The organism is Caballeronia sp. INDeC2 (assembly GCF_023631325.1).
Lineage (GTDB): Bacteria > Pseudomonadota > Gammaproteobacteria > Burkholderiales > Burkholderiaceae > Caballeronia.
Map to the genome: position 1 here is coordinate 1 of NZ_JALQDG010000034.1, position 20,826 is coordinate 20,826.

15 protein-coding genes are annotated in these 20,826 nt (G+C 64.4%); 7 read left to right on the forward strand and 8 right to left on the reverse strand.

Annotated elements, in window-relative coordinates:
- The coding region (locus tag NCS28_RS22560) for an electron transfer flavoprotein subunit beta/FixA family protein (RefSeq protein WP_502801230.1) at positions 1 to 209 on the reverse strand (209 nt) is incomplete at its 3' end.
- A gap of 221 nt (positions 210 to 430) precedes the next feature.
- On the opposite strand from NCS28_RS22560, the gene NCS28_RS22565 reads away from it, so the two are divergent.
- Positions 431 to 3,169: an MGH1-like glycoside hydrolase domain-containing protein gene (locus NCS28_RS22565; protein ID WP_250516000.1), complete on the forward strand. Its 2,739-nt coding sequence runs from the start codon at positions 431 to 433 to the stop codon at positions 3,167 to 3,169.
- Between the two features lie 3 nt (positions 3,170 to 3,172).
- On the opposite strand, the gene NCS28_RS22570 is transcribed toward NCS28_RS22565, so the two are convergent.
- The 3 genes from NCS28_RS22570 to NCS28_RS22580 all read right to left on the reverse strand — a co-directional run bounded on the left by NCS28_RS22570 (position 3,173) and on the right by NCS28_RS22580 (position 6,743).
- Entirely contained in the window at positions 3,173 to 4,630 is a 1,458-nt protein-coding gene (locus tag NCS28_RS22570; protein ID WP_250516001.1) for an NAD-dependent succinate-semialdehyde dehydrogenase, read from the reverse strand.
- Between the two features lie 149 nt (positions 4,631 to 4,779).
- Positions 4,780 to 6,441 carry a cation acetate symporter gene (locus NCS28_RS22575; RefSeq protein WP_250516002.1) on the reverse strand — a complete coding sequence of 554 codons (1,662 nt, stop codon included), beginning with the start codon at positions 6,439 to 6,441 and terminating at the stop codon, positions 4,780 to 4,782.
- Positions 6,438 to 6,743, reverse strand: coding sequence for a DUF485 domain-containing protein (locus tag NCS28_RS22580; RefSeq protein ID WP_250516003.1), 306 nt, complete (start codon positions 6,741 to 6,743; stop codon positions 6,438 to 6,440). Before NCS28_RS22580 ends, NCS28_RS22575 begins: the two co-directional genes overlap by 4 nt.
- A gap of 681 nt (positions 6,744 to 7,424) precedes the next feature.
- Here NCS28_RS22580 and NCS28_RS22585 point away from each other — a divergent pair.
- The 6 genes from NCS28_RS22585 to NCS28_RS22610 are packed head-to-tail and all read left to right on the forward strand — an operon-like array spanning position 7,425 to position 16,880.
- Entirely contained in the window at positions 7,425 to 8,669 is a 1,245-nt protein-coding gene (locus tag NCS28_RS22585) for an efflux RND transporter periplasmic adaptor subunit (protein WP_250516004.1), read from the forward strand.
- Positions 8,670 to 8,710: 41 nt separating this feature from the next.
- On the forward strand, positions 8,711 to 11,929 hold the full coding sequence (locus NCS28_RS22590; RefSeq protein WP_250516005.1) for an efflux RND transporter permease subunit: 3,219 nt from the start codon (positions 8,711 to 8,713) through the stop codon (positions 11,927 to 11,929).
- 1 nt (position 11,930) lies between these two features.
- Positions 11,931 to 13,412, forward strand: coding sequence for an efflux transporter outer membrane subunit (locus NCS28_RS22595; RefSeq protein ID WP_250516006.1), 1,482 nt, complete (start codon positions 11,931 to 11,933; stop codon positions 13,410 to 13,412).
- Positions 13,409 to 14,701: a paraquat-inducible protein A gene (locus NCS28_RS22600; protein WP_250516007.1), complete on the forward strand. Its 1,293-nt coding sequence runs from the start codon at positions 13,409 to 13,411 to the stop codon at positions 14,699 to 14,701. Before NCS28_RS22595 ends, NCS28_RS22600 begins: the two co-directional genes overlap by 4 nt.
- A complete protein-coding gene (locus tag NCS28_RS22605; RefSeq protein ID WP_250516008.1) occupies positions 14,698 to 16,299 on the forward strand; it encodes a PqiB family protein in 1,602 nt (533 codons plus the stop codon). The genes NCS28_RS22600 and NCS28_RS22605 overlap by 4 nt, the downstream gene beginning before the upstream one ends.
- On the forward strand, positions 16,299 to 16,880 hold the full coding sequence (locus NCS28_RS22610) for a PqiC family protein (protein ID WP_250516031.1): 582 nt from the start codon (positions 16,299 to 16,301) through the stop codon (positions 16,878 to 16,880). Before NCS28_RS22605 ends, NCS28_RS22610 begins: the two co-directional genes overlap by 1 nt.
- Before the next feature lie 9 nt (positions 16,881 to 16,889).
- Here the strand turns inward: NCS28_RS22610 and NCS28_RS22615 are convergent, their stop codons facing one another.
- From NCS28_RS22615 to NCS28_RS22630, 4 genes are read right to left on the reverse strand one after another with little or no spacing between them, the layout of a single operon-like run.
- Positions 16,890 to 17,906 (reverse strand): hypothetical protein, encoded by a 1,017-nt coding sequence (locus NCS28_RS22615; RefSeq protein ID WP_250516009.1) that lies wholly within the window; start codon positions 17,904 to 17,906, stop codon positions 16,890 to 16,892.
- A complete protein-coding gene (fabI, locus tag NCS28_RS22620) occupies positions 17,903 to 18,685 on the reverse strand; it encodes an enoyl-ACP reductase FabI (protein WP_250516010.1) in 783 nt (260 codons plus the stop codon). Before fabI ends, NCS28_RS22615 begins: the two co-directional genes overlap by 4 nt.
- The gene (locus tag NCS28_RS22625; RefSeq protein WP_250516011.1) at positions 18,682 to 19,872 is read right to left on the reverse strand and encodes an acetate/propionate family kinase; all 1,191 of its coding nucleotides are present in this window, start codon (positions 19,870 to 19,872) and stop codon (positions 18,682 to 18,684) included. The genes fabI and NCS28_RS22625 overlap by 4 nt, the downstream gene beginning before the upstream one ends.
- Before the next feature lie 3 nt (positions 19,873 to 19,875).
- A complete protein-coding gene (locus NCS28_RS22630) occupies positions 19,876 to 20,814 on the reverse strand; it encodes a phosphate acetyltransferase (RefSeq protein WP_250516012.1) in 939 nt (312 codons plus the stop codon).
- Positions 20,815 to 20,826: the final 12 nt, after the last annotated feature.

Consider the following 20,826-nt stretch of genomic DNA (forward strand, 5'->3'; position numbering starts at 1 on the left):
TCCTGACACTGCGTCACGCCGCACGACACGGCGATCACTTCCGTCGCAACGCCCGCTTCCTTCAGACGCACCGCTTCCTCAACGGCGATCTCGTCGAACGGGTTCATCGACATCTTCACATTGGCGATATCGACGCCCGTGTTATCCGACTTCACGCGGACCTTCACGTTGTAGTCGACCACGCGCTTGACTGGGACAAGAATCTTCACTTGCGTCTCCGATTAGTGACAAGCTCTCGGAAAGAGGCTTGGACTGGCCTCTATTTGAAAGCCTGTCCGAAAAGCGCGCAAATATCAGATAGCTTTGCCGGTCATAGGTTCAACCTAGGGCTGCTTGATGTTCCGGAACGCAAGAGACCTCGCCGCGCGGCACTCACCGCGCTTTTTTCACTTCGCTTATCATCGAAAATCCGTTCCGCATCGGAGGTCGCATGCCACCGTTACGCGCAATCCATCTGCTGCAAACGAAAGAAGGCTCGCGCCTGCACGGCGACGAACGCGATCGTTGGCGACGCTGGGGACCGTATCTGAGCGAGCGTCAATGGGGCACGGTCCGCGAGGATTACAGCGAATACGGAACCGCCTGGGATTACTTTCCGCACGATCATGCGCGCAGCCGCATGTATCGCTGGGGCGAGGACGGTATCGCGGGTTTCGGCAACGACCCGCTCGACTGGTGCGTGTCGCTCGCGCTGTGGAACGGGCGCGATCCGATCATCAAGGAACGGCTCTTCGGCCTCACGAACGAGCAAGGCAATCACGGCGAGGACGTGAAGGAGCTGTACTTCTATCTCGACGGCACGCCGACGCATTCGTACATGAAGATGCTGTACAAGTATCCGCACGACGCGTATCCGTACCAGCAACTGATCGACGAGAACAGGCGGCGCGGCGCCGAGCTTCCCGAATACGAAGTGCTCGATACCGGCGTGTTCGACGGCGACCGCTACTTCGATGTCTGCGTCGAATACGCGAAGTACACGCCCGATGATGTCGTGATGCGCGTGACCGTCGAGAATCGCGCGAACGAAGCTGCGACGCTTCATGTGCTGCCGCAATTCTGGGCGCGCAATCGATGGTCGTGGTCGAGCAAATGGGGCAAGCCTTCGTTGACGCTGGAAGAGGACGCGAGAGAAGGCGCGCGCGTCGTCGCCCGCAATCCCGCGCATGACGCGATGCTGGTGACGGCCTCGGCGGACGTCCCTATCGAGTGGCTCTTTTGCGAAAATGAAACGAACGTTCGTCGCATCTTCGGCATGGAGGGCGCGGGGCCGTTCAAGGACGGCTTCAATGACTATCTCGTCGAAGGCGACGAACATGCAATCCGGCGCGATCACGGCACACGCAGCGCCGCGCATGCGTGTCTGCAACTCGAATCGCATGCACGCGCCGTGATGTATGTGCGCTGGCGTCCCGCATCGGTATCGAACGAGCCGGCGCTCGACATGGCGCAGCTATTCGCGCGCCGCGAGGCGGAAGCCGACGAGTTCTATGCGACGCTGCAACACGATATCGACGATGCCGACGCGCGTCTCGTGCAGCGCCAGGCACTCGCCGGCATGCTGTGGACGAAGCAGTACTACCAGTTCGACGTCACGCGCTGGCACGACGGCGATCCCGGCCAGCCCGAGCCGCCCAAAGAACGTCGGCTTGGCCGCAATGCGGACTGGCGGCACATGTGCAACGGCGACATCGTGTCGATGCCCGACAAGTGGGAGTACCCGTGGTACGCGTCGTGGGATCTCGCGTTCCATGCGGTCGCGTTCGCGACGATCGATCCGGACTTCGCGAAGAAGCAATTGGCGTTGCTCGTGAAGGAGCGCTACATGCATCCGAACGGGCAATTGCCCGCGTATGAATGGGCGTTCGGCGATGCGAATCCGCCCGTCCACGCATGGGCGACCTGGCGCGTGTTCGAGCTCGATCGTGAGATGACCGGCATCGGCGATCACGCTTTCCTCGAAGTGATGTTCCACAAGCTGCTGCTCAACTTCGCGTGGTGGGTCAACCGCAAGGATGCCGACGACCGCAATATTTTTCAGGGCGGCTTTCTCGGGCTGGATAACATCGGCATCTTCGATCGCTCGCAGCCGCTGCCGACAGGCGGACGCATCGATCAGGCCGACGGCACCGCTTGGATGGCCTCATATGCGCTCGACCTCATGCAGATCGGCCTCGAACTCGCGATGACCAACGAGTCGTATGTCGAGATCGCCGTGAAGTTCTTCGAGCACTTCCTGTATATCGCGGAAGCGGTGAGTTGCGGCGAAGTCTGCAACACCGGCCTGTGGGACGGCAGCGACGATTTCTTCTATGACGTGCTGCATCTTCCGAACGGCACGCGCGTGCCGATGCGAATTCGATCGATCGTCGGACTGATACCGCTCTTCGCGGTGCATGTGCTCGAAGAGCACGTGTACGGCGATCTGCCGGGACTGCGTGAAAGACTTGCGTGGTTTCTCGATCATCGGCCGAATCTCGCGAAACTCGTATCGCGCTGGACCGAGCCGGGCAAGGGCAACACGACTTTGCTCTCGCTATTGCGCGGACATCGCATGAAAGCGCTCCTGCGGCGCACGCTCGATGAAAGCGAATTCCTTTCCGGCTATGGCGTTCGCGCACTGTCGCGCGTGCATTGCGACAAGCCCTATGTCTTCGATCACGACGGCGTGAACGTCTGCATCCGGTACTTGCCCGCGGAATCGGATTCGCGTGTATTCGGCGGCAATTCGAACTGGCGTGGACCTATATGGATGCCGGTAAATTACTTGCTGATCGAATCGCTCTACGAGTTTCATCGCTACTATGGCGATGAGTTTCGCGTCGAGCATCCGACCGGATCGGGCGAGATGCATTCGCTGAGTGAAATCGCCGACGATCTGTCGCGGCGCATCAGCACGCTCTTCCTGAAAGGCGCCAATGGCAAGCGTCCCGTGATGGCAGCGTATCCGATGCTGCAAGCCGATCCGCGCTCGCAGGATCTGATCCTCTTTCACGAGTACTTTCATGGCGACAACGGGCGCGGCGTTGGCGCTTCGCATCAGACGGGATGGAGCGGGCTTGTTGCGCTGCTGCTGCAACCGCGTTTGATGAAGCTGTCGCACGTGGGGCCGGAAGCGCCGGTCATGAGTGTGCGTTTGAATGAAGAGGCTGCGGCGATGGGGCGTTAGCCCCTACCGCTCCAGATTCCCAAAACAAACATACTTCGCCTCGAGATATTCTTCGACACCCGACGACGCCCCCTCGCGCCCCATCCCCGATTCCTTGATGCCGCCGAACGGCGCGACCTCGTTGAACACGAGGCTATCGTTCACGCCGACGACACCGCATTCGAGCGCTTCCATTACACGAAATGCGCGGCTGATATCCGCCGTATAGAAGTAAGCCGCGAGCCCCGTGCGCGTGTCGTTCGCGAGCGTGATGACGTCGTCCTCGTCTCTGAATGGAAGCACGCTCGCGATCGGTCCGAGGACTTCGTCGCCGCACACGCTCATCGACGGATCGACGCCCGTCAGCACCGTCGGCCGGAAAAAGTTCGATCCGGGCGCGACGCGCGAACCGCCCGCCACGATCTTCGCGCCGAGTTTCACCGCTTCATCGACAAGGCTTTCGATGCGCGTCACCGCCGCGTCGTCGATGAGCGGGCCGATCTGCGCGCCTTCGTCCAGCCCGTCGCTCACCTTGAGCAACGCGACCTTCGAAACGAGCTTCGCGACGAAAGTCTCGTACACGTCTTCATGCACGAAGAAGCGATTCGCGCACATCGCCGCCTGACCCGAATGACGAAAACGCGCATCGAGCGCACCCTTCACGGCAAGGTCGATGTCAGCGTCGCCGAACACGATGAAAGGACAATTCGCGCCCAGTTCGAGCGATATCTTCTTAACGGTGGATGCGCACAGGCTCATCAGCCGCTTGCCTTCATCGATGGAACCGGTGAACGACACTTTCCTCACACCGGGGCTTTCGAGCAGCGTGCTTCTGATCGGCTCGGCCTCGCCGGTCAGCACGGACAGCACGCCGCGCGGCAAGCCCGCGTTCTCGCCGAGCGCGCACAGTGCGAGCGCCGAGTACGGCGTCTGCGGATCGGGATGATGAATGACCGTGCAGCCCGCCGCGAGCGCGGCGCCGACGCGTCGCGCGACCATCGACGAGGGAAACGTCCATGACGTGATCGCGCCGCATACACCGACCGGCTGATGCAGCACGCGAATGCGTTGATTGCGGCGCGGCGCGGGAATGTTGTCGCCGTAGATGCGGCGTGCTTCTTCCGCGAACCAGTCGAGATAATTCGCGGCCTGCGTGATTTCCGAACGCGCTTCGTGCAGCGGTTTGCCTTGCTCGCTGCACAGGATGATGGCGAGATCGTCGCGATGATGTTCGACGAGACGCGCCCACTCTCTCAGCACCGACGCGCGCTCGCGGCTGCTCCAGTTGCGCCAGTCCTGCAAGGCCGCGTTCGCGCATTCGACGGCTTCGGTCACCTGCTCCGCCGTGACTTGCGGCACTGTGCCGATGATCTCGCCGGTGGAAGGATTGGTGACGGGCACGCGCGGCAGCGAAGTATTGTCGACCCACGCGCCGCCGATATACGCCGACTGCTCGAAAAGACTGGGACACTGCAGGTCCATGATGGCTCGCTCCAATGCGTGAGACGCTTCGTGCATTCAGTGCATCGAGCTTAACGCATTTCCTGCGTGCCATTCGCCACGCGCGCGGCATCTCCGGTATACGAATCTGCAGGTGGCGGCGCATCGTAAGACGCGCCGCCGCTATCACATCAGTGGCTCGCGCCCTCCACCGCACCGATGCCCGTTTCTGAGCGCACCGTCTGCGCTTCGAACCCGGCCTTGTCGATGCGCGCACGCGCGGATCTATCGGTCACAGAGAAGAGCCAGATCCCGATGAAGCCGATCGCCATCGAGAAAAGCGCGGGCGATGCATACGGGAACGGCGCGCTCGCGTAGTGGAACACATCGACCCACACGGCTTTCGAAAGCACCGTCATCGCCACCGCCGACAGCAGGCCGAGGAAGCCGCCGATCGCCGCGCCGCGCGTCGTGCAGCCGCGCCACAGAACCGACATGAAGAGCACCGGGAAGTTGGCCGATGCCGCGACAGCGAACGCGAGCGACACCATGAACGCGATGTTCTGCTTCTCGAACACGATGCCGAGCACGACCGCGACGATGCCGAGCACGACCGTCGTGATACGCGACACCTTCAACTCGCTCTTGCTCGACGCGCGGCCCTTCTTGAACACGGTCGCATAGAGATCGTGCGACACCGCCGATGCGCCCGCGAGCGTCAGACCCGCGACGACCGCGAGAATAGTCGCAAACGCAACTGCCGAGATGAAGCCGAGGAACACGTTGCCGCCGACCGCGCTCGCCAGATGCACCGCCGCCATGTTCGTGCCGCCGAGCAGCTTGCCGCCCGCATCCTTGAACATCGGATTGGTGCTGACGAGCACGATCGCGCCGAAGCCGATGATGAACGTGAGAATGTAGAAGTAGCCGATCCACGTCGTCGCCCAGAACACCGACTTGCGCGCTTCCTTCGCATTCGGCACGGTGAAGAAGCGCATCAGGATATGCGGCAGGCCGGCCGTGCCGAACATCAGCGCAATGCCGAACGAGATCGCGGAGATCGGATCCTTGATGAAGTTGCCCGGGCCCATGATCGACGCCTTCTTCTCGTGTACGTCGACGGCCTTGGCGAAGAGCGCCTCGGGGCTGAAGTGAAATTGCCACAACACCATGAACGCCATGAACGAAGCGCCCGCGAGCAGCAGACACGCCTTGATGATCTGCACCCACGTCGTCGCGGTCATGCCGCCGAAGAGCACGTACACCATCATCAGCGCGCCGACGATCACCACCGCGATCCAGTATTCGAGGCCGAACAGGAGCTTGATGAGCTGCCCCGCGCCGACCATCTGCGCAATCAGATAGAACGCCACGACGACGAGCGTGCCCGATGCCGCGAACGCGCGTATCGGCGTCTGCTTGAAGCGGTATGCGGCTACATCGGCGAAAGTGAAGCGGCCGAGGTTGCGCAAACGCTCCGCCATCAGGAACGTGATGATCGGCCAGCCGACGAGAAAGCCGATCGAATAGATGAGGCCGTCATAGCCGTTGCTGTAGACCGCCGCGGATATGCCGAGAAACGAGGCCGCCGACATGAAATCGCCCGCGATCGCGAGCCCGTTCTGAAAGCCGGTGATGCCGCCGCCCGCGGTGTAGAACTCGGCCGCCGAGCGCGTCTTTTTGGCGGCCCATTTGGTGATGAAGAGCGTAGCGATCACGAACGCGATGAACATGCAGATCGCGGTCCAGTTGGTCGCCTGCTTCACTGCCTGACCGAGATCGCCGCCCGCGGCGAAGCCATTGGCGCAGAACGCGACGAGCGCGCCTGCCGCGAGGATACGTTGCGGCTTCATGCGGCCTCCCGCTTGATCTGATCCGTGAGTTCGTCATACGTACTGTTGGCGTGGCGCACGTAGAGGCCCGTGATGACGACCGTGAAGACGATCACGAACAGGCCGATCGGCATGCCCCAGGTCATCACGCCCGCGCCCATCTTCGCGGCGAGGAGGTCCTTGTCGAACGCAATGAGCAGCACGTAGCCGTAATAGACGATCAGCACGAGGGCCGTCAGCGTCCAACCGAGCTTCGAGCGTTTTCGCACCAGTTCGCCGTACGCGGCGCTCGACTTGATTTTCTCTACGATCTTCAGATCCATTTCCGTCTCCTGCATGAGTGTCTCTTCTCTGCACGCGAAAACGCCCGCGTCCGGCGCGGCGCCCGAACGGTCGGCGATGCGTTGAATCAAGGAAATCCCCGGGCGGGGACGTCATGCGATGCTCTCGCGCATGCTTTCCGATGCGCTGGAGACTAAGGTAAGAGCGTCCGCTTACCCGTTTCTTACGCAAGGCACTTTCTTTCGACGGGGTTTACGCGAAGCATCGTGCGTTCTGCAATGCGATCGATCGTTCGCTCAGCGAGCGTTCTTACGCTACAGTCCCCGCCAACGTTTCGAAATTCGGCATACCAACCATTCAGTAACTGCTGCATATTCCGAACCGCTGCGTTCAGCCGAAATGCCATTAAACGCTATGGCATTTTCATCCGTATTCGGCTATTAGTAGACTCGTCACGCACGCTACGCACACCGTGGCGAACATGAGCATCTCTGGCTATAACTCGACCGTCAAAACCGGAGGCAGCTACGACACATCACATGCATCAGGCTCGCGCCCGCTGACGTCGCCAAAGAGTCCTGTCCCGCGCGACTTTCACGCGTGGCGAACGTGCGCCTTCGAGGCACGCTTTCGCTGATACGCACACCGCGAGCATGTCGTGGCGAGGCGCCTTGCAGCGCGCTCGCTCATCAACGATCGGCCATCCCAAGAGGGAGGCGCCTATGGCGTTCGTGTCGGAACAGATGCTGGACTGCTGCTCGTTCGCTCAACCGTCGCGCCCGATGCGCGCGCTGCGTCTCGTCGCTGCCGCCATGCTCGCGTCGCTCTCGCTCGCGGCGTGCAAGAAGCCGCCGCCCGAAGCGCAGAAGCCCGTCGTCGATGTCACTGTGGTGACTGTCGCCGCGCAGTCGACGCCCGTCGATTTCGAATTCACCGCGCAGACGCAGAGCTCGCGCGAAGTCGAAATACGCGCGCGCGTCGACGGCTTCCTGGAGAAGCGCCTGTACGCCGAAGGCTCGCTCGTGCAGACGGGCCAGGTGATGTTCATCATGGACAAGCGCCCCTTCGAAGCCGCGCTGCAGACCGCCAAGGGCTCGCTCGCCCAGCAGCAGGCGCGGCTGCTCGTCACGCAGCAAAATCTTTCGCGCGTGAAGCCGCTCGCCGCGATGAACGCGTTGAGCAAGAAAGATCTCGACGACGCCGTCGGCAACGAGAAGAGCGCCGAAGCGGCCGTCATCTCCGCAAAAGGCGAAGTGCAGACCGCGGAACTCAATCTGAGCTACACGACGATCCGCTCGCCATTGAAAGGCCTCTCCAGCTTCGCGCGCGTGCAGGAAGGCAGCTACGTGACGCCCACGCAATCGGGCCTGCTCACCTACGTCTATCAGCTCGACCCGATGTGGGTGAACTTCAGCATCTCCGAGAACGAGTTGCTGACCTATCGCGAGCAGATCAAGAAAGGCGAGTTGCGCTTTCCGCCCGACAACAAGTTCGATGTGACCGTCATCCAGGCCGACGGCTCCGTGTTTCCGCAGACGGGCCGCATCGACTTCACGAATCCGGCGTTCAGCACGGAGACGGGCACGTTCCTCGTGCGCGCGGTGTTCCAGAATCCGCAAGGCACGCTGCGGCCCGGCCAGTTCGTGAAGGCGCGCGTCGCGGGCGCGGTGCGGCCCAACGCGATTCTCCTGCCGCAACGCGCCGTGCTGCAGGGCGCGAAGAGCCACTTCGTGTGGGTGCTCGACGAGCAGTCGAAGCCGCATCAGCGCGTCGTCGAAGTCGGCGAATGGCATGGCGACGACTGGTTCATCACGAGCGGCCTGAAGGCGGGCGAGCGCGTCATCGTCGATGGCGCGATACGGGTCGGCGCGGATTCGCAGGTACGCGTCACCGCTACGCCGCCCGCGCCGGGTTCGGGCGCTCAGGAGGCGTCGATCGGGCAAACGAAGAACGCGGGCGAAAAGTGATCTGATCCGGTGACTATCGGAAGCACGCGCGGAAGAGGCCAATGAACATTTCACATTTCTGCATTGACCGTCCGATTTTCGCGTCGGTCATTTCGATCGTCATCACGCTGGGCGGCGCGCTGTGCATGTTCGCGCTGCCCACCGCGCAGTATCCCGACATCACGCCGCCGCAGATCACGATTTCCGCGACCTATCCGGGCGCGAGCGCGGACGTGGTCGCGAACAACGTCGCCGCGCCGATCGAGCAGCAGGTCAACGGCGCGGACAACATGATCTACATGAGCTCGTCGAGTTCGTCGACGGGCAATCTGACCATCAACGCGTACTTCCAGATCGGCACGAACCCCGAGCTCGCGCAAGTCGACGTGCAGAACCGCGTGAACCTCGCGCTGCCGCAACTGCCGCAGTCCGTCACCGCACAAGGCGTGCAGGTGCAGAAGAAGTCGCAGGCCTTCATGATGGTCATCGCAATCTATTCTCCCGACGAACGCTATGACGCGACCTACATCGCCAACTACGCGAACGTGTATGTGCTCGACGCGCTCAAGCGCGTTCCCGGCGCGAACCAGTCGAGCATCTTCGGCACGCCCGATTACGCAATGCGCATCTGGCTCAAGCCCGACCGCATGGCGCAACTCGGCATCACCGCCGCCGACGTGCAGCGCGCGGTCGCGAACCAGAATCAGCAGTTCGCCGTGGGCCGTCTCGGCCAATCGCCGACGGGCGCGCCCGTCGAGCAGTCCTTCGCGGTGACGACGACCGGCCGCCTCACCGAGCCCGCCGAGTTCGAGAACATCATCATTCGCGCGCAATCGGGCGGCGCCGCGATCGTGCGTCTGAAGGACGTGGGCCGCGCCGAACTGGGGCAGAAAGACTATTCGATCCGCAGCCGCTTTCAGGGCAGATCGGCGACGGTGCTCGCGGTCTATCAGCAGCCGGGCGCGAACGCCCTCGACGTGTCGAAGCAGGTGCGCGCGGCGCTCGCCGAGATGAAGAAGACCTTCCCGCAAGGCATCGATTACCAGATCGCGATGGACACGACGGAGTTCACGCGCGCGTCCATCTCCGACGTGGTGCATACGTTCTTCGAAGCGGTCGTGCTGGTCGTGATCGTCGTGTTCGTGTTCCTGCAAAGCCTGCGCGCCACGCTGATTCCGGTGCTCGCGGTGCCGGTATCGATCGTCGGCACGTTCATGGGCATGGAGGCGCTCGGCTTCTCCATCAACATGCTGACCTTGTTCGGCATGGTGCTCGCGATCGGGATCGTCGTGGACGATGCGATCGTCGTGATAGAGAACGTCGAGCGCAACATGACCGTCTACAAGCTCGATCCGAAGACCGCCGCCAAGAAAGCGATGGACGAAGTGGCCGGGCCGGTCGTCGCCATCGTGCTCGTGCTGTGCGCGGTGTTCGTGCCGGTCGCGTTTCTCAGCGGCATCACGGGGCAGATGTACAAGCAGTTCGCCATCACGATCGCGATCTCCGTGGTGATCTCGGGCCTCGTCGCGCTGACCTTGTCGCCCGCGCTCGCGTCGTTGCTCCTGAAACCCGGGCATCACGAGAAAAAGGGCTTTTTCCGCTGGTTCGACAACCAGTTCCTGCGCATGACGCGCGGCTACACGAGCGTCGTGCGGCTCATCATCAAGCGTTTTGCGATCGCGCTCTTGCTCTTCGCCGGCATGATCGCGCTCGCCGTCGTCATGATGCGCGACATACCGACCGCGTTCCTGCCGCCCGAAGATCAGGGCTATCTGCTCGGCGCGGTGATCATGCCGGACGCCGCATCGCTGGATCGCACCGGCGCGGTGTCCGCGCGCGTCACCGATTACTTCATGAAGCAGCCGGCGGTCAGCAGCATCACGACCGTCGACGGCTTCAGCATTCTCGATAGCCAGAACAAGAACAACGCGTCGACGTTCTTCGTCGGCTTCAAGAGTTTCGAGGATCGCTATACGTCGGCCAACATCAGAACGCAGAACGCGCGCGCGGTGCTCGTCGATGCATACAAGCATCTGTCGCAGATCAGGGAAGGCATCGTCGTGCCGCTGAATCCGCCGTCGATACCGGGTCTCGGCACGACGGGCGGCACCGAGATGTGGATTCAGAGCAAGGGCGACGCGACCATCGGGCAGTTCGCGGCCATCGTGGACGATTTCGTCGCCAAGGCCAAGGCGCGCCCGGAGCTGACGGGCGTCACGTCGACCTTCAACGCGTCGTCGCAACAACTGCTCGCCAATGTCGATCGCGACAAGGCCGAAACGCTCGGCGTGCCCGTGGAAGACGTCTATAGCGCGATGCAGACGATGTTCGGCTCGCTCTATGTGTCGCAGTTCAACCGGTCGAGCCGGCTCTGGCAGGTGATCCTGCAAGCGGAGCCGCAGTATCGCCTGAAGCCCGACGATCTCACGCAGATTTTCGTGAAGAGCAAGAGCGGCGAGATGGTGCCGCTCAAGTCGATGGTCACGACGCGCTATGTGACGGGCCCCGATCTCATCACGCGTTTCAACAACTTCCCCGCCGTGAAGATCACGGCGAACGCCGCGCCCGGCTATGCGTCCGGACAGGTCATGCAGGCGCTCGAAGACATCGCGCGGGGCTTGCCGTCGGACTACGGCATCGGGTGGAGCGGCGAGGCCTACGAGGCGCAGCAGTCGGGCAGTTCGTCGGCGCTCGTCTTCGTGTTCGGCCTCATCATGGTCTTCCTGATCCTCGCCGCGCAGTATGAGAAATGGAGCCTGCCGGTCGGCGTGCTGATGGCCGTGCCGTTCGCGATCTTCGGCGCGCTGCTCGCCATTCTTCTGCGCGGTCTCAACAACGACGTGTACTTCCAGATCGGCCTGACGATGCTCGTCGCGCTCGCCGCGAAGAACGCGATTCTCATCTTCGAGTTCGCCGTGCTGAACCGCGAGGCAGGCGCATCCGTCTACGACGCCGCGATGACCGCCGCCGAAGAGCGCCTGCGCCCGATCGTGATGACCTCGCTCGCGTTCATTCTCGGCTGCGTGCCGCTCGCGATCGCAACGGGCGCGTCCGCGAACAGCCGGCATTCCATCGGCACGGGCGTGATCGGCGGGATGCTCGGCGCGACGGTCATCGCCGTGTTCTTCATCCCGATGTTCTTCTGGGGACTGGAAACGATGTCCTCGCGCTCGAAGAAAAAGAAAGGCGACGAAGCGGGCGCCGCCGTCGATGCGAAGCCGCAGAATGCATCGGGAAGCGGCCCGAACGCCTCGCCGTCCGCTCCGGACAAGGGGGACTGACATGCGGCGCACTCTCGCCAGCCTCGCCGCGGCGCTATCGCTCTCCGGCTGCCTGCTCGGGCCGAACTATTCGCGCCAGCCGGTCGATACCCCGGCGACGTATCGCTTCGCCACGGCCGAAGCCGCCGATACCGCGAACACCGAATGGTGGAAGCAGTTCCAGGATCCGGTTCTCGACGAGCTGATCTCGACCGCGCTCGCGAACAACAAAGACGTGAAGATCGCGGCGGCGCGCGTCGACCAGTTCTTGGGGCAGTTCGTCACGACGCGTTCCGCGCTGTTCCCGCAGATTTCCGCGGGCGCGACGGCCGCGCGGCAACGCGCTTCGGTGGCGGGGCCGCAGCCGCTGGCCGGCTTCGGGCCGATCTACAACGACTTCCAGGCGTCGGTGTCGGCGGCGTGGGAGCTCGATCTCTTCGGCCGCAACCGGCGGCTCACCGAAGCGGCGCGCGCGAATCTGCTGTCGAGCGAGGAAGGACGGCGCGCGACGATCCTGTCGCTGGTGGCATCGGTGGCGTCGGCGTATCTGAATCTGCGCAGCTTCGACAAGCAGCTCGAAATCGCCAAGGCGACGACGCAGAGCCGCGCCGAATCCGTGCATGTGTTCACGCTGCGCTTCGAAGGCGGCGAAGTCTCGCAGATGGAGCTCGCGCAGAGTCAGTCCGAATACGAAGCCTCGCTCGCGACGATCCCGCAGCTCGAAACGCAGATCGCGCAGCAGGAAGACGCGCTCTCCGTGCTGCTGGGCGCGAATCCCGGGCCGATCGTGCGCGGCCGAACGCTCGGCGAACTGTCGACGCCAGTCGTCCCGGCGGGCTTGCCGTCCGATCTCCTGGAGCGCCGCCCGGATCTGCTTCAGGCGGAACAGGATCTGGTAGCGGCCAACGCGCTCATCGGCGCGGCGCGCGCGCTGTACTTCCCGCAAATTTCGCTGACCGGCTTGTTCGGCACCGCGAGCGGCCAGTTCTCGTCGCTCTTCACGGGGCCGTCGCGCGTGTGGTCGTTCGCCGGTCAGATCACGCAGCCGATCTTCACGGCGGGCAACATCTCGGGCCAGGTGCAGTCGGCGCAGGCTCAGCAGCAGGCAGCGTTGCTCACGTACCAGAAGTCGATTCAGGTCGCGTTCCAGGAAGTCGACGATGCGCTCATCGCCTCGCAGAAGTTGCACGAGCAACTCGAAGTGCAAGGGCGGCAGGTCGTCGCGCTCTCCACCTATTCGCGGCTTGCGCGGGCGCGCTACGAGGGCGGCTACACGAGCTATATCGAAGTGCTCGACGCCGAGCGCAGCCTCTTCAACGCCCAGCTTTCGCAGACTCAGACGCAGGCCGCCGCCCTGGTCTCGTTCGTCACGCTCTACAAGGTGATGGGCGGCGGCTGGGTCGTCGCGGCCGACAAGATGACGACGCAGCAACAATCGGCAACGCCGACGCCATCCGATGTTTCCGCCAAACCCGGCCAGCCCGCTTCGCAGACGGTGCAATGAACACGGTCACATCCGACGATCGCAACGAAGATGCACGCCCCCTGATCGCGTGCCACGAATGCGATCTAATGCAGCGCGAAGGCTTCGTGCCGCCCGGCGGGACGCTGCGTTGCTGCCGCTGCCGCGCGGTGCTGTATCGGCGTCGCGGACGCGGCTTCGAGCGCGCGCTCGCCTTCGCGCTCGCCGCCTGCGTGCTGTGGCTGATCTCGAACGCGTTTCCGATCGTCGGCCTCGCGGTGAACGGCGATCTCGTCGAGACCACGCTCATCGGCGCGGTGCGCGTGCTCTATCGCGACGGCATGTGGCCGCTCGCCGGCCTCATCTTCGTCACGACGATCCTGATGCCGGCGTTGCAGGCGCTCGGCACGGTATGGCTGCTGCTGCCGCTGTATCTGAATCGCAGGCCGTGGCGCGCCGACGCCGTGTTCCGCCTCCTGCGAGTCGCGCGCAACTGGGGCATGACCGAAGTACTGATGCTCGGGCTCCTCGTCGCGGTCGTGAAGCTCGCGCATATCGCGTCGGTGGTCACGGGGCCGGCGCTGTGGTCGCTCGCAGCGCTGATGCTGCTGCTCGTCGCGGCGAGCTCCGCATTCGACGAGCGCGCGATGTGGATGCGCATCGAAGGCTCCCCGCGCGGCATGCCCGCCGACACGCCGCTCGCCGGGCGCACGGCGGCGGCGAGCGGCATCTGCGTCTGTCACGATTGCGGGCTGTCCACGCGCGGCACGCTGCATCATGACCATCTGCTCTGCCCGCGCTGCGGCGCGCGCCTGCATCTGCGCAAGCCCGCGAGCCTGTCGCGCACGTGGGCGTATCTGATCGCCGCGGCGATTCTCTACGTTCCCGCGAACCTGCTGCCGGTGATGAACACCAGCTCGCTCTTCGGCGCGCAGAAGGACACGATCATGAGCGGCGTCGCGTACCTGTGGCATTCGGGATCGTGGCCGCTCGCGATCATCGTGTTCATCGCGAGCATCGCGGTGCCGATGCTCAAGATTCTCGCGATCGGCTATCTCGCCGCGACCGCGAATCTGCGCATGACGCAGCGAAGCGTGCAGCGCGCGCGCATCTACCGCATCGTCGAGCTAGTGGGCCGCTGGTCGATGCTCGACATCTACGTGATCGCCGTGCTCGTCGCGCTCGTGCAGTTCAGCGCGATGGCGACGATCGAGGCCGGTCCGGCGGCGATCGCGTTCGGCGCGGTCGTCGTGCTGACGATGTTCGCGGCGATGTCGTTCGATCCGCGCCTCATCTGGGATAGCGCGCCACCTCGGGAAGAACGACCATGAACACACCCGGCGATATCCCCGATGCCGAAGTCGCGCCGAAAAAGCGCTGGCGCATTCCATGGGTCTGGGTCGTGCCCGCCGTCGCGGTGGTGATCGGCATCTGGCTCGCCGCGAAAACCGTGCTCGAACAGGGACCGACCGTCACGATCAGCTTCAAGACGGGCGAAGGCATCGAGGCCGGCAAGACGAAGATCAAGTTCAAGGACGTGGACATCGGCCTCGTGAAGTCGGTCGCGCTGTCGAAAGACTACAAGCGCGTGATCGCCACGGCCGAGCTGACGCGCGACGCGACCAACATGCTCGTCGAGGACACGCGCTTCTGGGTCGTGCGGCCGCGCGTGGCGGGCGGCTCGGTGTCGGGCATCGGCACGTTGTTGTCGGGCGCGTATATCGGCATGGATATCGGGCGCGCAAAACAGGACCGGCGCGACTACACCGGGCTCGAAACGCCGCCGATCTTCGCGAGCGACGTGCCCGGCCGGCAGTTCGTGCTGAAGGCGGCGGATCTCGGTTCGGTCGATGTCGGCACGCCGATTTATTTTCGCCGCCTGCAAGTGGGCCAAGTGACGTCCTTCGAGCTCAATAAGGACGGCAGCGGCGTCACGCTGCATATCTTCGTCAACGCACCCTACGACCGCTACGTGAACGCCGATTCGCGCTTCTGGCAGGCGGGCGGCATCGACGTGACGCTCGGCACCGACGGGCTCAAGGTCAACACCCAATCGCTCGTGTCGATCCTCGTGGGCGGGCTCGCGTTCGAAACGCCCGCCGTGTCGCTCAGCTGGGCCGAAGCGCCGCCCGACACGACCTTCAATCTCTTTCCGACGCGCACCGAAGCGCTGCGCGTGCAGGAGCGCATCGTCGACACGTATGTGTTCGATTTCGCGGGCTCGGTGCGCGGGCTCGCGGTGGGCGCGCCGGTTGAATTCCGCGGCATCCAGATCGGCGAAGTGGCGGCCATCAACACGCGCTTCGATCCGGTCACGAAGCGCATCAGCATCCCGGTCGAAATCAGGCTGTATCCGGAGCGCTTCACGTCGCGCTTCGCCACCGAGCCGAAGAGCGGGCGCGTCGTGGCCGACCGGCGCGTGCTCGCCGATCTGCTCGTCTCGCGCGGCCTGCGCGGGCAATTGCGCACAGGCAGCCTGCTCACCGGCCAGTTGTACGTCTCGCTCGATTTCTTCCCCGGCGCGAAGAAGGCGAGCATCGACTGGGACCGCACGCCGCCCGAATTGCCGACGACGCCGAGCGGCCTCGAATCGATGCAGGATTCGATCAACCGCATCATGACGCGCATCGACAAGCTGCCGATCGAAGAGCTCACCGCGAGCGCGCGGCAGACGCTCAACACCACGACCGCGCTGATGCAGGGCCTCAACACGCAAGTCGTGCCGCAAGCCGCGACCACGCTCGCCGCCGCGCGCGCCGCGCTCGATGCGGCGCATTCGACGCTCATGCCCGATTCGGGCCTGCAGCAGGACACGGCCGAAGCGGTTCGCGAGCTGACCCGCACGGCCGCCTCGTTCCGCAGTCTCGCGGACTATCTGCAGCAACACCCGGAAGCGTTGCTGCGCGGCAAGCCGGAGGACAAGAAGTGATGCGGCCCGCTCTGCTCTCGCTCTTTCTCGTTGCCCTGCTCGCCGGATGCAGTTCGCCGCGCGCGAGCTTCTATCGCCTGAGCGCCGATCCCTCGCTCGCCGCGACGGCCGCGCGCACGAACTCGCGGCAGGTGATCGTCGGGCCGGTGACGGTGCCCGATCTCGTCGACAGGCCGCAGATCGTCACGCGCAACACGAACAACGAAGTCGCGCTCAACGAATACGCGCGCTGGGGCGAGCCGCTCAACAGCAGCATCGCGAGCGCCATCGCCGGCGATCTCACGTTGCTGCTCGCCTCCGATCGCGTCGCGCCCGCCACGCGCGCGATCGCGGACCCGCAAGCATGGCGCGTGCGCGTCGATATCCAGCAGTTCGAATCCGTTCCCGGCGATGCCGTCGCGATCGACGCGCGCTGGTCCGTGCGCCGCTTCGCCGACGACAACGCGCTGTCGGGCCGCTCGCTCGTGCGCGAACCCGTCAACGGAGGCGGCTGGGATGCGCTCGTGGCCGCGCACAGCCGCGCGCTCGGGAGCGTGAGCCGCGACATTGCCGACGCGATCGCGCGCGGTGCATCGCCCTGAACGGCGCGATCACAAGGCCCAGTGTTCCGCGCCGTCGAGCGTGGTGCCCGCGGGCGGCATGTCGCGCCGCGCGATGCGCACGAACTGGACCGCGCGCGTTTGCGGCGGCTGCATCGGCATGCGCGCAAGCTGGACGGTGACTTCCGCGCCGCATTCGTCGCTGCCCTCTTCGACGAGCAGGTTCATCTGATTGATGCACAGCGTGCGCGGCGTGACGCCGATGAGCGCCGCGGGCTGCGCCAGCACATCGACGAGCGTGCGAAGCTGCACCTCGACGGCTTGCGCCCGCGAGCCGAGCGCGGCGAGCGACGCTGCGTTCTCCGCGACATCGCGTTGCAGGCGCGCCATCTCGCCCGACGTCTCCACGGACGAGACGAGGCCGCTCATCCCCGCGCCGTGCCGGCCGAGCATCTGCATTCTCGCGGTGAGCAGTGCGCGCTCTTCGTTGAGCGCGTCGCGCTGCGCTTCCCGCGCGGTGACGCGCGCCATCGCCTCGAGCGTCAGTTGCTCGACGATGCGAAGCACGATGTCGCGCCTGAGCGCCTCGTCGGATTCTGCGCAGATGCGCATGCGCATGTCCTCGAAACCGATGGTCGTGCGCGCGACGTCCGTGCGCATCACGCCGCCTTCGAGCGCCGAGCCGAGCACGCGCCGCTCGACCATCCGGCTGCTCAGCACGGCATGCACGTGATAGGCGGTGTAGTGTCCGTCGAACCAGCCGCGCACTTCATGCGATTGCCCGATGACGCTCACGATGTCCTCGGGCGTCGCGAACATCGCGCGCAGATACGGATCGTCCGCCCATGCGCCGGGTGTCGCGTCGCGCGGCGGCGGCAGCGCGACGACGAGTTCGCGTGCGAATCCGAGCGTCTTGCCGATGACGGGCGCAAGCCGCGCTTCATAGCGGCTCGCGAGCCTCACCTGCGGCGCAATCGCGACGATGCGTCCGAGCGCCTGCCGCACGTCCTCGCGCGACGCACGAGGCTCGCTCGCCCCGCGATTGAAGAGCCAGTCGAGCAACCTCACCCCATGATGTGAACGCCCCCGTCCACGTAGAGCGTTTCGCCCGACAGCCGCCGCGCGAAAGGCGTCGCGAGGAACGCGCAGGTGAAGCCGACGTCCATGATGTCGACCAGTTCGCCGAGCGGCGCGCGCTGTGCGGCTTCGGTCAGCAACAGATCGAAGTCCTTGAGCCCCGATGCCGCGCGCGTCTTGAGCGGGCCCGGAGAGATCGCATGCACGCGTATGCCTTGCGGCCCGAGTTCGTAGGCGAGATAGCGTGCGCACGCTTCCAGCGCGGCTTTCACCGGGCCCATCACGTTGTAGTTGGGCACGACCTTGTTCGCGCCGTGATAGCTCATCGTGAACATCGCGCCGCCGTCTTTCATGAGCGGCGCCGCGAGCCGCGCCATGCGCACGAACGAGTGGCAGGAGATGTCCATCGCCTTCGCGAAGCCTTCCGCCGAGCAGTTCAGGAGGCCGCCTTGCAGATCGTTCTTCGGCGCCCATGCGATCGAATGCACGAGGATGTCGAGCGTGCCCCACTCGCTCGCGATGCGCCCGAACACCGCGTCCAGCTCATTCGGGTTCGATGCGTCGAGCGGCATGAAGATCGGCGCTTCGAGATCTTTCGCGAGCGGTTCGACATACGGCCGCGCCTTTTCGTCGGCATAGGTGATGGCGAGATCGGCGCCCAGTTCGCGGAACGCCTTCGCGCAGCCATAGGCGATCGAATGCTCGTTGGCGATGCCGGTGACGAGCGCCTTCGCGCCCTTCAGCACGGGCTGTGGCACGTTCAGCGTCATGCGGCTCCTCCTTCGATCAACGCCAGTGCGTGACGCGCGATCATCAGCTCCTCGTTGGTCGGAATCACCCACGCGCTCACCTTGCTCGACGCCGTGCTGATGCGCGGGCCGCCGCTGTCGTTGGCCTTGGTATCCAGCTCGATGCCCCACCATGCCGCCTGCTCGCAGACGCGTTCACGTATCTCTTTCGAATGCTCGCCGATGCCCGCCGTGAAGACGACGGCATCGAGCCCTTGCAGCGCGGCGCTCATCGAACCGAGTTCGCGGCCGATGCGATACACGTACAGGTCGATGGCGAAACGCGCGCGTTCGTCGCTGCTCGCAAGCAGTGCGCGCATGTCGCCCGAGATGCCCGATACGCCGAGCAGCCCCGAGCCGCGATACAGCAGGTCTTCGATCTCGCGCGCGTTCATGCCGAGCTCGTCGAGCAGATAGAGGATCACGCCCGGATCGAGATTGCCGCAACGCGTGCCCATCATGAGGCCGTCGACAGCGGTGAAGCCCATCGTGCTCGCAACGCTCTTGCCCGCGTGCATCGCGCACAGGCTCGCGCCGTTGCCCAGATGCGCGACGACCGTGCGCCCGCTCGCCGCATCGGGCGCGATATCCGGAAGTGCGCTCGCGATGTATTCGTACGAGAGACCATGAAAGCCGTAACGCCGCACGCCGTTCTTCGTGATCGACTCGGGCAGCGCGAACGCCTGAGCGATCGGCGCTTGCGTCGCATGAAAGGCCGTGTCGAAGCATGCGACTTGCGGCAGTTCCGGATTGCGCTCGGCGATGATGCGGATCGGCTTCACATTGTGCGGCTGATGCAGCGGCGCGAGCGGCGTGAGCTTGTCGAGCTCGTCGAGCACGTGCGCGTTCGTCACCACCGGTTCCGTGAAATGCGCGCCGCCATGCACGACGCGATGCCCCACGCCGATCAGACGATGCCCCGCGCCATGACCGCGCAGAAACGCGCCGAGATGCGCGATCGCGTCGGCGTGATCGAGCTTGACGCCCTCGCCCCACGCATGCTCGCCGGTCTTCTCGCCCTTCGCATTGAACGCGACGAAATGCGGCGAGCTGAAGAGCCCTTCCACTTGTCCGCGCGTGACGAGTTCGAGCGCCCGGCCTTCGACATCGAACGCGCTGAACTTGATGCTCGATGAACCCGCGTTGAGAACCAGAATGACGTCGGACATGGCTCACCCCGCGATCGGCGCTTCTTCGCGGCGTTTCTCCGCGACGAGCAACGCGATGGCGCACGACGCGAGCCGCGATTGCAGCGAATCGGCGCGGCTCGTCAAAATGATCGGCACGCGCGCGCCGAGCACGATGCCCGCCGCATCTGCGCCCGCGAGAAACGAGAGGCTCTTTGCGAGCATGTTGCCCGCTTCGAGGTCCGGCACGATCAGCACGTTCGCGCGCCCCGCGACGGGCGAATCGATCTTCTTCGTTCTCGCCGCTTCTCGATCGATCGCGTTGTCGAGTGCGAGCGGACCATCCACCAGCGCGCCGGTGATCTGATGGCGATCGACCATCTTGCAGAGCGCGGCTGCCTCGAGCGTCGACGGCACCTTCGGGTTCACCGTTTCCATTGCGGAGAGAATCGCGACTCTGACCTCTTCGAAACGCAGCGCGTGGCCGAGATCGATCGCGTTCTGCACGATGTCGACTTTATCGGCGAGCGTCGGGGCGATGTTGATGGCCGCGTCGCTGATGATGAGCACGTTCTCGTGGCCCGGCACATCCATGATGAAGCAGTGCGACACGCGCCGTTGCGTGCGCAGACCGCCTTCGCGTTTCACTACGGCGGCCATGACTTCGTCGGTATGCAGGCTGCCTTTCATGAGCGCCTCGGCCTTCGCCTCGCGCACGAGTTCCACCGCCTTCGCAGCGGATGCGTGACTGTGCGGCGCATCGACGATCGGAAAGCCCGCGATGTTCAGCCCGCATTCTTCCGCGACCTCTCGGATGCGCTCGCGCGGTCCGACGAGATGCGGCAGGATCAGGCCCATCTCGTGCGCCTTGACCGCGCTTTCGAGCGATGTCCTGTCGCACGGATGCGCGACCGCAACAGCGAGCGGCGGCAGCGCCCTGCAAACCTCGATGAGCCGCTCATACTTCTCGTGCGTATGATTCATATCGCCTCCCGT

Coding starts and splice junctions, on each gene's coding strand:
- NCS28_RS22625 (WP_250516011.1), bottom strand. CDS start 19,872: ATGTCCGACGTCATTCTGGTTCTCAACGCGGGTTCATCGAGCATCAAG.
- NCS28_RS22595 (WP_250516006.1), top strand. CDS start 11,931: ATGCGGCGCACTCTCGCCAGCCTCGCCGCGGCGCTATCGCTCTCCGGC.
- NCS28_RS22585 (WP_250516004.1), top strand. CDS start 7,425: ATGGCGTTCGTGTCGGAACAGATGCTGGACTGCTGCTCGTTCGCTCAA.
- NCS28_RS22580 (WP_250516003.1), bottom strand. CDS start 6,743: ATGGATCTGAAGATCGTAGAGAAAATCAAGTCGAGCGCCGCGTACGGC.
- NCS28_RS22590 (WP_250516005.1), top strand. CDS start 8,711: ATGAACATTTCACATTTCTGCATTGACCGTCCGATTTTCGCGTCGGTC.
- fabI (WP_250516010.1), bottom strand. CDS start 18,685: ATGACGCTGAACGTGCCACAGCCCGTGCTGAAGGGCGCGAAGGCGCTC.
- NCS28_RS22570 (WP_250516001.1), bottom strand. CDS start 4,630: ATGGACCTGCAGTGTCCCAGTCTTTTCGAGCAGTCGGCGTATATCGGC.
- NCS28_RS22630 (WP_250516012.1), bottom strand. CDS start 20,814: ATGAATCATACGCACGAGAAGTATGAGCGGCTCATCGAGGTTTGCAGG.
- NCS28_RS22605 (WP_250516008.1), top strand. CDS start 14,698: ATGAACACACCCGGCGATATCCCCGATGCCGAAGTCGCGCCGAAAAAG.
- NCS28_RS22610 (WP_250516031.1), top strand. CDS start 16,299: ATGCGGCCCGCTCTGCTCTCGCTCTTTCTCGTTGCCCTGCTCGCCGGA.
- NCS28_RS22565 (WP_250516000.1), top strand. CDS start 431: ATGCCACCGTTACGCGCAATCCATCTGCTGCAAACGAAAGAAGGCTCG.
- NCS28_RS22600 (WP_250516007.1), top strand. CDS start 13,409: ATGAACACGGTCACATCCGACGATCGCAACGAAGATGCACGCCCCCTG.
- NCS28_RS22575 (WP_250516002.1), bottom strand. CDS start 6,441: ATGAAGCCGCAACGTATCCTCGCGGCAGGCGCGCTCGTCGCGTTCTGC.